At 40.5% G+C, this 14,457-nt stretch carries 14 protein-coding genes and 1 tRNA gene; 8 read left to right on the forward strand and 7 right to left on the reverse strand.

Going from position 1 to position 14,457, the window contains the following annotated elements:
* The first annotated feature begins 180 nt into the window (after positions 1–180).
* On the forward strand, positions 181–705 hold the full coding sequence (locus tag NIASO_RS08400; RefSeq protein WP_008584406.1) for a hypothetical protein: 525 nt from the start codon (positions 181–183) through the stop codon (positions 703–705).
* 86 nt (positions 706–791) lie between these two features.
* Here NIASO_RS08400 and NIASO_RS08405 read toward each other — a convergent pair whose 3' ends face one another.
* From NIASO_RS08405 to NIASO_RS20335, 3 genes are all read right to left on the reverse strand, one after another.
* On the reverse strand, positions 792–2,000 hold the full coding sequence (locus NIASO_RS08405; protein WP_008584404.1) for an NAD(P)-dependent oxidoreductase: 1,209 nt from the start codon (positions 1,998–2,000) through the stop codon (positions 792–794).
* Between the two features lie 215 nt (positions 2,001–2,215).
* The gene (locus tag NIASO_RS08410; RefSeq protein ID WP_008584403.1) at positions 2,216–2,692 is read right to left on the reverse strand and encodes an aminoacyl-tRNA deacylase; all 477 of its coding nucleotides are present in this window, start codon (positions 2,690–2,692) and stop codon (positions 2,216–2,218) included.
* Positions 2,693–2,696: 4 nt separating this feature from the next.
* Positions 2,697–3,338 (reverse strand): DUF6875 domain-containing protein, encoded by a 642-nt coding sequence (locus NIASO_RS20335; protein WP_008584402.1) that lies wholly within the window; start codon positions 3,336–3,338, stop codon positions 2,697–2,699.
* 131 nt (positions 3,339–3,469) lie between these two features.
* Here NIASO_RS20335 and NIASO_RS08420 point away from each other — a divergent pair, with 131 nt between their 5' ends.
* Both NIASO_RS08420 and NIASO_RS08425 read left to right on the forward strand, forming a co-directional pair.
* Positions 3,470–6,049, forward strand: a complete 2,580-nt coding sequence (locus NIASO_RS08420; protein WP_008584401.1) for a non-ribosomal peptide synthetase — start codon at positions 3,470–3,472, stop codon at positions 6,047–6,049.
* Positions 6,050–6,067: 18 nt separating this feature from the next.
* Positions 6,068–7,066, forward strand: coding sequence for a glycosyltransferase (locus NIASO_RS08425; protein ID WP_008584400.1), 999 nt, complete (start codon positions 6,068–6,070; stop codon positions 7,064–7,066).
* Between the two features lie 174 nt (positions 7,067–7,240).
* On the opposite strand, the gene NIASO_RS20630 is transcribed toward NIASO_RS08425, so the two are convergent.
* From NIASO_RS20630 to NIASO_RS08435, 3 genes are all read right to left on the reverse strand, one after another.
* On the reverse strand, positions 7,241–7,480 hold the full coding sequence (locus NIASO_RS20630) for a helix-turn-helix domain-containing protein (protein WP_211139895.1): 240 nt from the start codon (positions 7,478–7,480) through the stop codon (positions 7,241–7,243).
* On the reverse strand, positions 7,386–7,688 hold the full coding sequence (locus tag NIASO_RS08430) for a hypothetical protein (RefSeq protein WP_008584399.1): 303 nt from the start codon (positions 7,686–7,688) through the stop codon (positions 7,386–7,388). Before NIASO_RS08430 ends, NIASO_RS20630 begins: the two co-directional genes overlap by 95 nt.
* A gap of 420 nt (positions 7,689–8,108) precedes the next feature.
* Complete coding sequence (locus tag NIASO_RS08435) at positions 8,109–8,840, reverse strand: competence protein CoiA (protein ID WP_084568277.1); 732 nt, start codon at positions 8,838–8,840, stop codon at positions 8,109–8,111.
* Positions 8,841–9,338: 498 nt separating this feature from the next.
* On the opposite strand from NIASO_RS08435, the gene NIASO_RS08440 reads away from it, so the two are divergent.
* The 4 genes from NIASO_RS08440 to NIASO_RS08455 all read left to right on the forward strand — a co-directional run bounded on the left by NIASO_RS08440 (position 9,339) and on the right by NIASO_RS08455 (position 13,424).
* A complete protein-coding gene (locus NIASO_RS08440) occupies positions 9,339–10,247 on the forward strand; it encodes a helix-turn-helix domain-containing protein (protein WP_008584397.1) in 909 nt (302 codons plus the stop codon).
* 181 nt (positions 10,248–10,428) lie between these two features.
* Positions 10,429–12,030 carry an aldehyde dehydrogenase family protein gene (locus NIASO_RS08445; protein WP_008584396.1) on the forward strand — a complete coding sequence of 534 codons (1,602 nt, stop codon included), beginning with the start codon at positions 10,429–10,431 and terminating at the stop codon, positions 12,028–12,030.
* 49 nt (positions 12,031–12,079) lie between these two features.
* Positions 12,080–12,895: an SDR family oxidoreductase gene (locus NIASO_RS08450; protein ID WP_008584394.1), complete on the forward strand. Its 816-nt coding sequence runs from the start codon at positions 12,080–12,082 to the stop codon at positions 12,893–12,895.
* Between the two features lies 1 nt (position 12,896).
* Complete coding sequence (locus NIASO_RS08455; protein ID WP_025298812.1) at positions 12,897–13,424, forward strand: hypothetical protein; 528 nt, start codon at positions 12,897–12,899, stop codon at positions 13,422–13,424.
* Positions 13,425–13,622: 198 nt separating this feature from the next.
* Here the strand turns inward: NIASO_RS08455 and NIASO_RS08460 are convergent.
* Positions 13,623–13,706, reverse strand: a tRNA-Leu gene (locus NIASO_RS08460).
* A gap of 297 nt (positions 13,707–14,003) precedes the next feature.
* Here NIASO_RS08460 and NIASO_RS08465 point away from each other — a divergent pair.
* Complete coding sequence (locus NIASO_RS08465; protein ID WP_025298813.1) at positions 14,004–14,435, forward strand: RrF2 family transcriptional regulator; 432 nt, start codon at positions 14,004–14,006, stop codon at positions 14,433–14,435.
* Positions 14,436–14,457: the final 22 nt, after the last annotated feature.

Here is a 14,457-nt window from a genome sequence, read left to right on the forward strand (position 1 = left end):
CATTGGGGCAACGTAGGCCAAAGTGGCGTAAAAGGAAAACCCGTCCCCAGGGAAATAAAAGCCATGCAAGACCTGAATAAAATAAGGAGCCAATATGGCGTTTCCGGAAGGGTTCAATTTAGATCTTATAATCATCCCGAACAAAACGCAAAATCGGGAGGAACACATCATTAAAAGCATATGCAGTTAAATATTGTTTTTGACAAAACATCCCTTATAAAATATCTAAATAAATTTTTAGAAGAAGAGACCCTAATATTTTTCTACGAGCTTAAAAGTAGAGAGCAAAGGGTTTTATGCCATAGAATGGAAAGCAAAATCATTGATATGGGGCGCGATACAATTATCCATATCGGCGATGAAGCCATCTTTAATGCTCATATACAAAATATAAATGGCAGATTAACAAAAGAAGATAAGGTCGATTTCATTTACATGCACCATGAAGCATATCCGAATGAAGAAAAAATAACCGATACTACTTTTATCTGGAACACTTCCAATCCTGTGGCAAAAAAAAACGGCGATAAATTAAAAAAATTCATCGCTAAACATTTCAAAAAGGGAATGAAAGTAATAGATGATAATTATATTTCTTTAAATAAATCCTTAGCAAACTTTTACTGGCCCGAAGAAATTTTGCATAACAAAAATAAGTTATTCAACACGGGCGGCGTTGTGCAGATAACAACACTTATCTCATAGTTGCCGATAGGAGTGCCAGCGCTGAAGAGTGCGACGCAACCAAAGCTGATAGCAGTGCAAAAGCCGGATTACAAAATATACTCACTTTAAGCGCTCCCCGCATATTCTTTCAGATAACTATAGAAAGGCGTCAATACACCCTTTTCCACAATGGTGGCGCGTTTCAGCGTGGCGCTTCCTTCCCCCAGCAAATCATCCAGCACGTATTTGATCAACTGTTCTCCAAAATAGCGGCTGGCATCCCGGGGCAATTCATTGGGAAGATTACCAACCGCCATTATATCAACGGAACCTTTTAAATACGGCGCTGTAATGGCAAGCGTATTCCGGTCTATACCGTACACGGGATCTTCGATGGTTTGTGTTCTTTGATTGATAGGCACCGAACCCATCTCATCATCCGACACATCGGCAATCGTTTCAATAATAAATTGTTCATCGCGTATTGCCTCCGGTTCAAACAGACGGGGCACACCGGGGTACCAGTACACGCCATTAAGTAAAATGTCCGTTTGACTGGTGTACAAAGGAAATTTATTTTGATACCGCTCCGGGTGGTGATGAAAATCGAGCCGTTCGTATCCGCCATTATCTTTACGTGCATACAACTGCGCGCTTTTTAACTGCGTGTAAACGGGATAATTGAACCGGCGCCCAAGGTATTCCTCCGGTTCTACTTCATGCACGCCCACCAGGTTCATCACTTCCGATAGCCCCTGCGCCACGCGGCCACTTCCAGTGACGGCAATTTTCAGATTGGGGAGCCTGAGCCCAAAATAAGTATGGATCAGCTCTTTAAAACTGCGCTGTTTATAAACCCGGTCCAGTGTAAATAGCCCGGTCCGGTTGCCATAAGCCATCAGGCCATTATGCGCCCCTACGATCCCGGCAAAAAAGCCAAAGCCTATGATCCGCTGTCCGTCTTCATGCTCCAGGCATTCGTAATCGATGAGCGTAATATTCTTTTGCAGGATTGCCCGGAGCAATTGCCGGTTATGCGGTTGTTGCTTTTTTGTATGCGAGAAGAATAAATAGGTTTTACCGTCCAAAAGATCGGCAACGGGAACTTCCTTTATGCCCAGCAGTATGGTGCAGCCCGTAAGATCTTCAGAGAGTGTTATTCCTGCCCGCTCATATTCCTCATCCTTATAGCAGCGCGTTGCAGATGGTTGCACTATAAACTGCACGCCGGGACGCCGCGCCTGGATCCATTTGCATTGATCCGGCGTAAGGGCCACCCTGCTATCCTGCGGAATTTTCCTTTCCCGGATCAATCCGATGTTAGTTACCCTCATACAAAGGCATTTTCAACAAAATAGCTATTTAATTGTAATTTTGTATATATAAGCAGTGAAAATATTACGTAAAATAGCCGCAATTCTTAAAGCGATTTTTATTCCCAAAAAAAATTGCTGTAAATAATTACGTAAATCCCATTTACCCTGTAGCTGGAAATCAGGACAAAAAAGCTGTGCGGAGCAGTAAGGCCTTCCCGTTTATTTAATCAGTTTTATTCTAAAGTAATAGCGCTGGCATTTGCCTTAGATATATCGATCAGTGCTGCAGGCGATAATTCAATTTCAACGGCAGCCTCTCCGGAGCCCACCAAAACAGTGGGAAATGCGGCCAGTGGCTTATCAATAAAAACCTGGATATCAGGAGATAATCCAATTGAGCACACCCCGTTAACGGGATACCCGATTTTATCTGCAAGCTCTTGTTTTTCCGCTACTTCTAATTTAGCCACGCCTGCCAGTGCGGCCAAACCTCCAAAATCCAGCTTTTTGCCCATTGAGCAAACCGCCATAACATATTTATCTTTTTGTTTGGAGCGCAAAAAAACCGACTTGGTAATTCTGCCCAGTTCGTAGTTTAAGGCTTTAGCGAAATCAACCGGGGAATGGATCGGGAAACTAAAAGAATCATGTCTTATCTCCTGATAGGGAATATTGTTGTCGTGTAAAACTTTATAAACGTTCGGATGCATAATTTTAATCCAGGGCTTCTTTTTTCTTGCCAAAATTAATGGATCCGAAGTTTTTGTAGTAGGCTTTCTCCAATACCGGGTCACCGGCAAGGAAGAGCCAGTCTGTTTCAACCATAAACCGGATGGCCAGCAGCGGCACGGGCGCCTGTAAGGGTCTGAAATGAACATTCCGGAGCCCGGGTTGCGCACAATTTTCGTGGAATTGCCCGATCATTAATCCAAGGTCTACAAACTCGGGTTTCAATTTTAGCTGAACCTCATCAATAATGTGCCTGATCTCTTCTCCCTGCAGGTTCGGAAAAAGGACGGTTATGGCCTTAAAACGCTTATCCTTATTATTGGTAGGGTGCATTTCATTAAACAACTCCTTCATTTCCCTCATAAGACCAATAATGTGTTCTTGTGAAGGATTCAGTTCTGTATAGATCCCTACTTTAAAGAATTTCTGCTCTTTTGAGTACTGGATATAGGGACAAACCGCGCCCGTCCGCCCTAAACCGGGATTAGGCTTAATTAAAAAATTGTTCACCCAACCCGAAAATCCCTCGAGTTGTTTCCCGTAGGGAGCATATACGGTGGGGATATTATTAAACATAATATCACCAATATCAAACAATGAAATCCCAGCAGTAGCGTTTTTGGCCAAAGTCAAAATGTTTTAAATACTTGTTAGTATAATCTGCAACAAATATAAAAAAATATTCCTGTATCAGTTAAACCGCTCGATAAGTTAAAAAAAATTATACATTTGAATGGTCTTAACCAACAAATTGCAACGTGTACAGTCCTGAATTTTATAACAGTATTCATGAGCTAATTACCAAACAATCACAAACCTTACCAAATGCTATTGCGATAAAGCACAAAAAAGAAAGCATCACTTATCAGGATCTTGAAATAAGCACCAATCAAATAAATGCCTTTCTGCACAACAAGCATATTACTAAAGGGGATGTTATTGCGGTTGTTATGGACCGGTCCATACCGATGGCGGTATGCCTGTTGGCCATACTAAAGGCCGGAGCCACCTATTTAGCTATTGATCCCAGTTTGCCGATCGATCGTATAAGGTATCTATTGGCAGATTCCTCTGCGAAATACGTGATCTCCTCAAAAAAATATGAAGCACTTTCTACCGGTTATACGGATAAGATCCTGTTTGAGGATGCATGGCTAAACAGGGGCAACTACCCGGAAGACTTCTTACCCGTGGCCAGGGGTTGCGACGACCTGATCTATATTATTTACACTTCCGGGTCAACCGGGCAGCCTAAAGGTGTTGGGGTATCCCATAAAGGATTGATCAATTTATTGTTGTACAGACTTAAAGCACCTGGCGTGTGTAAGGATGATAATATGCTGGGCCTTAGTTCTATGTCTTTCGACATTGCCCAGGAAGAGCTCTACCTTCCCCTTATCAGTGGCGCTTTATTAACCATAGTCGACCGCGAAATAACAAGAGACGGCAGTGCCTTACTGGAAATTGTCCGGGCAGAAGGCATTACCCTAATGCAGGCAACTCCATATATCTGGCAGATGATGCTTGAAGCTGGTTGGGATACTCCCCTACCCCTCACGATATTTTGCGGTGGCGAAGCGATGACTAATGAGCTGGCCGGAAAATTATCAGATCGTTGCAAAGAGGTTTGGAATATGTATGGCCCAACAGAAGCCACCATCTGTACTACTGTTAAAAAGATTACGGACAAAAATGAACCCATAACGATAGGCAAACCTATTGAAAATGCGCGGGTATATATTTTAGATGAGCATTTAACTGAAGTAGTACCAGGGGCAGAGGGTGAACTTTATATAGGTGGTGCAGGCGTAACAAAGGGTTATATTAATCGGCCGGAGTTAACTGCTGAGAAGTTTATTGATGATCAATTTTCAACTATTCCTGGCGAAAAGATGTACAGGACCGGAGATCTTGGCCGGAGGCTTAAAAATGGGGATATCCAGTTTTTAGGCCGGAAAGACAACCAGATAAAGCTTAGAGGGAATCGCATTGAAAAGGAGGAAATAGAGTACCAGCTAAAATTGCAGAAAAACATTAAGGATGCAATCGTTACGGTATACGAAGATGGGGTGAAAAATGCACGCCTTATGGCCTATCTCACGCTGAAAGAACCATTAAAGCATGATGGCATTGCAGCATTGACGAGCTATTGTAAAGGGGAATTAAAAAAGATCCTCCCGGAACATATGGTTCCGTCAAACTATGAGGTTATAGATGCAATACCGTTGCTTCCGAGTGGGAAGATTAATTTAAAAGCATTGCCCAGGCCTAATATACAAGATGCTGTAGCGGAATACGCGGCCCCTGATACTGAACTTGAAAAAATGCTTATAGCAATATGGATCAAACATATCGGCATCCATAACATTGGGATTCATGATAATTTTTTCGATTTGGGTGGCACTTCATTAATTGCGCTTAAAACCAAAATCCAGATAGAAAAACTTACGAACAGGAGATTATCTCCATCTGTTTTGTTTAAGTATCCAACCATTCAACAACTGGCGGCGGCCATTAATAGCGTTACGGAAGAGCCCTACAAATCTTTGGTACCTATTCAACCTGACGGAACAAGAATACCCCTGTATATTGTGCACGGTATTGGTTTGAATGTACTTAGATTCAGGAACCTTGCGCTGGACCTGGGAGCCGATCAGCCCATGTATGGGCTACAGGCGGTTACAGACCAAACGGAATCGCTGGATACCATTGAAGCAATAGCGTCGTTTTACGTTGAGGAGATAGTGCGTCAAAATCCAACGGGTCCCTATATTATCGGAGGGTATTCTATTGGCGGGGTAATTGCCTATGAAATGACCAGGCAATTAAAAAAGGCCGGCAAAGCGGTAAAAGGATTGGTAATTTTCGATGCGGCGATACAGATTCCTACGCATCAATATCCGCTGCTCAAAAAAATCCTTGTAAAAACATACAGACAGTTCCCAAAATTAAAATTCAGGGTAACCTCTTTCATTAATAAACCAAAAGAAAATATAGCCTATATCAAAGCGCTCTATAGTAAGAAATTCACAAAAGGTTTTTACGGTATACATGATACATATGGTTTGCCTGATTATATGCAGCACGTTATCATTAAATTTAAAAATGCCTTTAATAAATATGTGATAGTGCCTTATGATGTTACAATCGATCTGTTTTCCAGTGAAAAAGTATATTACCTGGATGATCCCAAATTTTTGGGCTGGAAAAAATATGCGCGGCATGGCGTAAACGTTTATCCCGTTTCCAGTAGTCATGATACTATGTTCGATACTCCTCATCACCTGGAAATAGCCAGGGTATTACAGCAGCGGCTTGATGAGCTCAATAATCAATAAATTTAAAAAGGCTATTTAATGAGTAACATTAATGTTTATTTTTTTAAATATCCTGTTGGTTACAAATGGATACCCGGCGACCGGCATATTATTCGTTTTTTTAAGCGGCTTTTAAATATAAAAAATGTAACGGGCGCCGAAAAAGTATTTCTAAATCTGTGTAAAGGGTTCGATCTGCTAAAGGTCAAATACACAAAGAACCCCTCCTTTAAAAGTATAAAGCCCAATGAACCCGTTATTATACTGGGCGATGAACTGTATAATAGTAAGTCTTTTTTGGCAGGTTACGATCAGCCCAACCCTATTATTGCGGGAATTGGTTTAATGACCCATCCTGCTGAATGGCCCAATTTGCTGCAGCAATATCCTGTTGTAAAATACCTCCAGCACTGCGCCTGGGCCAACGATCTTTTTTTACCCTACTATGGAAAAGCAGTGTGCGAAGAATGGCCGGCCGGAGTTGATACGCAAAAATGGTCCCCTAACAACAGAATCGAGAAGAAATTTGACATCCTGCTTTATAATAAAATCAGATGGCACAAAACTGAGCGATACCAGTCTTTAAGAGCTCCGGTCATTCAGAAATTAAATGAATTTGGCCTCTCCTACATCGAAATTGTTTATGGGAATTATCAGGAGAAAGATTATTTTAAACTGGTGCAGCAAAGCCGTGCCATGCTGTTTATGTGCGAGCATGAAACACAGGGCTTCGCCTTATGCGAGGCCTTATCTGCAGATGTTCCGGTTCTGGCATGGGATCCGGGCTACTGCCAGGATCCTGCCCGGTTTAAATGGAACGCCCCGGTTATTAAAACCACGACAATCCCTTTTTTTGATGAACGCTGCGGTATGTCATTTACCGACACTAATGCCTTTTTAAATACCATTGAGCATTTTTGGGAAAAAGTACAAAAGAGAAATTTTAATCCCAGGGAATATGTAGCAGAGAACCTGTCTTTAAAAGTAAGTGCCCAAAAAATGTTGGCGATAATAAACAAAGTGTACACAAGCAGTTGACAGATGAGGCGCTACCAGCCTGTTACTGCCGATATTGAATACAAACCGGTCATTCTCCGCAGCATCCGCGCGGTTTTTATATCTACCCCAAATGATTGCAAATAAGAAGGAGGAAAATCTTTTATATTATTTGTAACTATAACATTGGTATCCAAAACCGCAGTAAATCGCACACTATGAATCATACAATCCTGTTCCCTCGTCGAAGTTCATGATGTCTATAATATGTTTTTTCTGCGCTTCTTTTATTTGCTTTTTATAGTTTAAGACATCTTCATATCTAAGCCTTCTGTGCTTGCCAACTTTGGTGTAACTTATTTTACCTTCCTCTAGTAATTTTACCAGGTGAGGCCTGGAGCAGCCTAACAATTCGGCGGCGCTTTTGGTGGTTACTTCTGTTGCAACGGGGTACAAGAGAAATAAATTTTCCCTTACTCATCGCTTTTAGCATTTCTCCCAAAAACTTTAGGGCTTTGATAGGTATTTTTATTTTCTCTCCGGTTTCTTCTATTTCGATTTCAGAGTCGTTCGATTTTAATTGCTCAATCACTGAAGCTAAAGCATCATAGGATTCAATAGCTATTTTCTGTTCAGCCTTGCTGATTTTTTCTACTGCCTCCATGTGTATAATATATTTAAGTTTAATGCAAAAAAACGAAATAAACGAAACGAAGAAACTGCCCTCTCTTTAATTTTCTATCAAAATACGATTGCTGATAATCAAAGACTTAGAGTAATTCACCGGTCTGTATACTTAAAGTTGGCCTCCGCTTCGGCGAGGTTTTTTGTTTAAGGTTTCAATTCTTAAGGGCCCCCAAATTAAAGAGACAAATAATTACTAAAGCGGGATTTCCAGAGCCTAATTTTCTATCCGAAAAAGCGCTATTAGTCCCCATCTATAATGAAACAAAGGCGCTATTCTCACATTTGGTAGCAACAAAACTGGCGACGACCTGATTTTCTTTTCAAAACCGCTTTCTTTGTCGAGACAGATAATCTCTGCTAAATTTATCAAAAGCTATTTTTTCTTGTCGTTGTTTTACTATTTCTGCTGCTTATCTTTTTCTTTCTGTTCCTTAACAAATGCTGAAAAAACGTCTAAATCACCGCCATACTTTTTTATAAAATCTTCTTTTTTTATTTGTCGGCCTTTTCCGAACCCCGTTCCCATTCCGTCTTTCACCCAAAATAAATTTCCATCACCAAAATCAATAAAAACGTTTCGTTGAACATCATTCCATGAACTTCGTGGATATTCCCAAAAGAATCTATCATCTTTTTTTGGAAGGGACTTTTGATCTATTACTTCGCCAGTTGTTTTATCAACAAATCCATATTCAGTAGGGCTATAATTTTCGCCCGGAAAAGGCTCTGGATGAATTCTAAAGTTGTCTTTGAACCCCATTCCGTTAATAATCCAAATCATTTTTTCACCATAAAAATTTTCCCGCCTGCGAATGATTGGTTTTTGAAGAGGTGAGTTTTGAAGCTCAATAATAACATTATCTTTTGTCTGAATGTCTGCTCTGTGTTTAATTCCATCTTTGGTAATAGTAATTTCAGAATATTCTTTGCCGAAAATATATTTCCAGTTTTTATGCCACTCTGTTTCCGGTTCATACCAATTATCGCAATTTTCGCCTTTTTTATGCGCCCAATGCCAAAGCTTAATCTCACCACATTTTGAAAACACCTCCTTTTGACATAAAGGGCATTTGCCTTTTGTATTAGGTAGTGCCCCCATTTTCTCACTATTAATTATTGCGTATAACATTGTCTGGATATCCTCACTAAGTTAATTTATCCCCTTCATCCAAAGAAAAAATAAACCCACCGTCATTCAATATCTGCTCAGAGGCTGCCCCATCCTTCCAAGACAACTTTTTTAGAACCGAACTTTCGCCATTAGCGGGATCCGACCCCGATTATCATTCGTGCCTGTGCCGCAACCAATCGGTCATTCCAATGAAAGTTCCAATAAATGAATCTTTAATAACTTATTGATAATCAAGCACATAAAACATGGGTTTTATTCTATCTCAGTATCAATTTATCGTAAATAATGCGTATCGTTTGTGTATCAACAAACTACTTGGTGAACAAATTTTGTTCATTTCCCCTACTTCTTTTCACTATCAACATACAGGTACAAAATAGTTGAACCATTATTCCCAAAAACAAGCTGGCATTAAGCAATTGGTGTTATTCATCCTGCAATTTGTGCAACTCTTTAACATCGGAGAATTTTAATTTTGCGTATTAAAGTTCGGTTATGAAGGATCAAATTATCAATATAAATTCTGTTAGTGAGCTATGCCGGGTCTTTGGGTTCGACAAACCCAAGCATCCCCTGATTACATTAATAGATACTGAAAAAATAAATGTTCCCGCATCTTACATCGGTTCTAAAGTTGTGTTGAATCTTTATATGATTGCCTTAAAAGACAGAGACTGCGGGATCGAATACGGCAGGAATCATTTTGATTTTGCCGAAGGTGTAATGGCATTTGCCGCACCCAAACAAGTGAGCACTATTGAAAAGGAAATGAAGCCAGGCGAGATAAAAGGATGGATGCTTTATTTTCACCCGGACCTGCTACGGGGAACGCATTTAGGCAATATTATTTCGGAATATTCATTTTTTGATTACAAAGTTGTTGAAGCGCTGCACCTGTCGGAAGATGAAGAAACTCTTATTACAACTACAATTACAAATATTACCAACGAATTTTCTCAGCGAATAGACAGTCATAGCCAAAGGGTAATAGTCTCCAATATTGAACTACTGCTAAACTATTGTTTACGTTTTTATGACCGGCAGTTCTATACACGAACAACCCAAAACAAAGACATTCTTTCCCGGTTTGAAAAAGAATTAAAAGCGTATTTTGAAAGAGAAGAACAACTGGAAAATAATTTGCCTACGATTAATTACTTCGCAGAAAAATTTCACTTATCACCTCATTATTTTAGCGACTTATTGAAAAAGGAAACAGGGCGTGCCGCCAAAGACCATATCAATGACCATGTGATAGAGTTGGCTAAAAACTATCTGCTGGGGACAAACCAGTCAGTTAATGAAATTGCCTATTCATTGGGCTTTAATTATCCGCATTATTTTACAAGGCTGTTTAAATCTAAAACCGGCCTTACCCCTTTAGCGTATAAACAATTGAATTAGCCCGTCTCCGTAGCAGCCATAATAAAAAAGCGATCCGTATTATCTTGGATCGCTTTTTTATTTTCTCAGGCATCTGCAAAAAGTGTTTTACAATCATTGAAAAGTGTTAATCTGCCCAAAGCCGGCAGTTTAGCTTTGTGTTGTTAATGAAACAATCAATCAACATTAAAAACATAAAGTCATGACAGCACAAGAAGCCTTTAACTATTTAGACCCGCAAGCCTGGGCAGCTACCTCAGCAGTTGAAAAATTAACCTTGTTAGAGGAAGTTCAAAGAAATTTAGGTAAGTATGCCGACCAGCTTGCACTGGCAGATCTGAAAATGAAAAACGATTTTATTGGTGCAGACATCTACACCAAAGGTTTTGGCCTGGCAGGAACAGCAGGGCCTGTTGCAGGAATGCTGATGGGTAGCCATCATTTATATGAAAAATTGGTGAACGGAGAGCTGCTGGAACCCGTTAGCGTAGAAAAGCTTGATAACGGAAATACAGCCATTCAGACCTGGCCCATTTTTCCAAAAGACAAAATGGTGGCAGGAAAACAAAAAGGTTACCTGCACGTAAAGGGTGAACCGAAACAAATAAACCCATTAGACAAACCTGCCGGTATTATTGCTATTTCGGGAGCCGGGAACTATAGTTCTTCGGTAGAAATGGTGAAAGCGCTATTTTATGAAAACAAGGCCGTCATTCATAAACCACATCAAAACAATGTGGAAACGGATAAGATATGGGCAAAAATATTCCAACCACTTATAGATCGTAGGGCCCTGGCCTTTATTGAGCCGGAAGAATCGAGAGCCATGACTGGTTTAGATGGGTTATATGCCATTTATTTCACCGGCTCAACAAGCGTAGCCCATGCCATTCAAAAAAATGCCAAAGCGCCATTGATTTCAGAATGTGGCGGGAATAATCCGTTATTGATTGTGCCAGGCGACAGGCCCTGGACAGATAAGGAAATAAAGCACCAGGCCCTGCAGGTGGTTTCTGTTGGGAAAATGAACGGTGGCGCTGTTTGTGGCAGGGTCCAGACCATTGTTACTTCAAAAAACTGGCCCCAAAGAACGCAGTTTTTAGATGCGGTTCGTAAAGCCATTGCTGAAGACACTTATGCCGTTGGCACCTATTATCCGGGCGTTGAGGAGACTAAAAAAGCATTCCTGGAAAATCAACCTACAGCCGAGGCTTTGAAAGTAGAAAATGGGAAGCATCCCACCACCGATTTCGTTTTTATTCCGGGTATACAAGAAGACGATTTTGCTGTAAAGAACGAAGCTTTTTGCCAGATCCTTTCAGAAATAGCACTGGACACCGAGAACAATGTAGATGACTTCCTGACAAAAGCTACAGCATTTTGCAATGACAAGCTGTTGGGCACGTTAGGGTGCATGATATTAGTAGATAACGATACGATGAAAAATCATGAAACGCGCATCCACAAAGCCATAAATGAATTAAACTATGGAGGCATCGCAGTGAACACCATTCCGCCCAATGTTTTTATGAGCGCTTATCTAACCTGGGGTGGTTGTAATGAAAGCAAAGAAGATTTTGTTTCAGGTGTTGGGAATTTTGGCAATGCCCATAACTATAAAAATGTGATAAAATCAGTTTTAATTGATGATTTCAATGCCCAGGGAATGTTAATGACCAATAAAACGTTGATGGAGCATTTGTTTACTAACGCAACCTACTTCGCCATTGATAACAGTTGGACACATTTTGCTAAAATGGCGAGTCAAATGGTGGTCGACGGTTTTAAGAACAAAGATTTTTAATCATTTCAAACACAATATTCATTAATTAATTCTCTTAAAAACAAGTACAATGAATAAGACAATTTTAATCACAGGATGCAGCAGTGGTATTGGCCGTATGACCGCCAAATATTTTCAGGAAAAAGGATGGAATGTAGTGGCAACCGTTCGTAAATTTTCTGATAGCGATGCAGAACTAACCAACCTTGGTAATGTATTGGTTACTGAGTTGGATGTAACCAAAGAAGATACTATAAAAAGTACAGTAGAACAAGCCGTAACTAAATTTGGCAAAATAGATGTGCTGCTGAACAATGCAGGATATGGATCTTATGGAATTCTGGAAGCTACCCCGGAGCAAAAGATCCGCATGCAGTTTGAGGTAAATGTAATCGGGCTGTTATTGGTGACTAAAAACGTGATCCCCATCATGCGCAAACAAGGAAGCGGTATTATTATAAATATATCTTCAATGGGAGGTAAAATAACGTTCCCGATGGGGACATTATATCATGGTTCTAAATTTGCCGTGGAAGGAATGAGCGAAGCATTATCCTATGAACTTTCAGCAATCGGCATCCAGGTAAAGATGATAGAGCCCGGTGTTATCAATACCAATTTTGCCACCAGTTCCTTCGACCTGAATATTGACCCCGCATTAACCGAATACCAGGATTTCACGGACAGGGTGCTTAAAGCCTTTGAAGCAGGGGCAAATGGAAGTGAACCCGTTTTGGTAGCTGAAACCATTTATAAAGCGGCTACCGATGGTACCAACCAGCTACGCTATATTGCAGGCCCTGACGCGGAGCAGATCATTGCGGCCCGTAAGCAAATGGACGATCCGGAATATCTAGCACTCATTCGTTCACAATATGGTTTATAATATGGATTTTTTACAGCAATTAAATGTATGGGCAAAAGGTGATGCCCTGCAAGGCAAAATAATGGTGGGTACAGGGCTTCTCTTAGCCCTGGCCTTACCATTCTTATTCAAAAAAGAATACCCGCTTTTCAATGGAATGTTTATACCGATTTGTTTGTTAGTGCTTGTGAATCTGGGATATGGCGGTTTCCTTTTATACTCAAGGCCAAAGCATGTAGAAAGTATCTCCAAACTATATCAGCAAAATCCCAGGGAAACGGTTAAAAAGGAGCTTCAAAAAGCGCGAACCGATAACAAAAACTATACACTTTTAAAGCCAATTTGGGCGATGCTAATTATTATTTCAGCACTTGCTTTTTTCTTTATAAACAATGAATACTTCAAAGGGGCATCCCTTGGTATGATTTGTTTGTCGGTCGGATTTTTACTGATCGATACATTCTTGCATTATCGGTTGATACCTTATCTTGAACTAACGATGGATGCAGTCTTTAGCCTGAGCGGAGTTCAGATAATCTGCGATCGCTAACAAGAAACAATTCTTAGTGGTGGCTCAAATGAATTAATATAACTTCTCCGAAATGAGGTTGACTATAACCACGGCTAAAAAAGACTTAACTTAGCTACTAATTAGTTCTTTTATACCTCTGAAAAAATTTGCTGGCAAATTGTGTGCAAATAAAAAAGACCCACCAAGTGAGTCTTTTCTAACTGATTGATAATCAAGTGCCCAGAACAGGAATCGAACCTGCACTCCGTTGCCGAAACCAGATTTTGAGTCTAGCGCGTCTACCAATTCCGCCATCTGGGCGAATGGGGTGCAATATTACAACCTTTCAGTGGAATATCATCTTTCCCGCCGATATTTTTTCGATCCGGGACCATTTTGGTATTGACAGAGACTGCGCAATACAACAGCAGCTATACCAGGCTATCTTAGTGATCGCCGTCACAAGACAAATAAAAAGCAGCAACACGGCAATAACCTTCACCCTTCCCTGCTCATATAAATACCCGGAAACAGACCCAACTTCAGCAGCAAAATAATAAAAGACATTTTTATCCTTTATTTAAATAATAGCTATCTTTGCTTTACAAACCCAGCCAAATGTTTTCTAAAACATGTGAATATGCCATCCGGGCGATGATCTTTATCGCACAGCAAACCAGGAACGGGGAGCGCGTGAGTATTATCGAGATCGCCAATGGCATTGATTCTCCCGAGCACTTTATTGCAAAAATTTTGCAGGAATTAAGCAGAAAAAAAATAGTGCTTTCTTTAAAGGGACCTACTGGGGGCTTTTATCACGATGAGGCCACATTGGAGCATTCCCTCGCAGACATCGTAACCGCTGTGGATGGCAATGCTATTTTTACCGGGTGCGGACTTGGCTTGCGGGAGTGTTCGGAAACACAACCCTGCCCGCTGCATAATAAATTTAAAAAGATCAGGAAGGGAACACACCAAATGCTGACGCAGGCAAAGCTCAGCACATTTGTGGACCAACCCAAAACAGCCAGAACATTTTTAAAACGCTAACCTTTTTTTTAAAACATAAAAG

The organism is Niabella soli DSM 19437, from assembly GCF_000243115.2.
Taxonomy (GTDB): Bacteria; Bacteroidota; Bacteroidia; order Chitinophagales; family Chitinophagaceae; genus Niabella; species Niabella soli.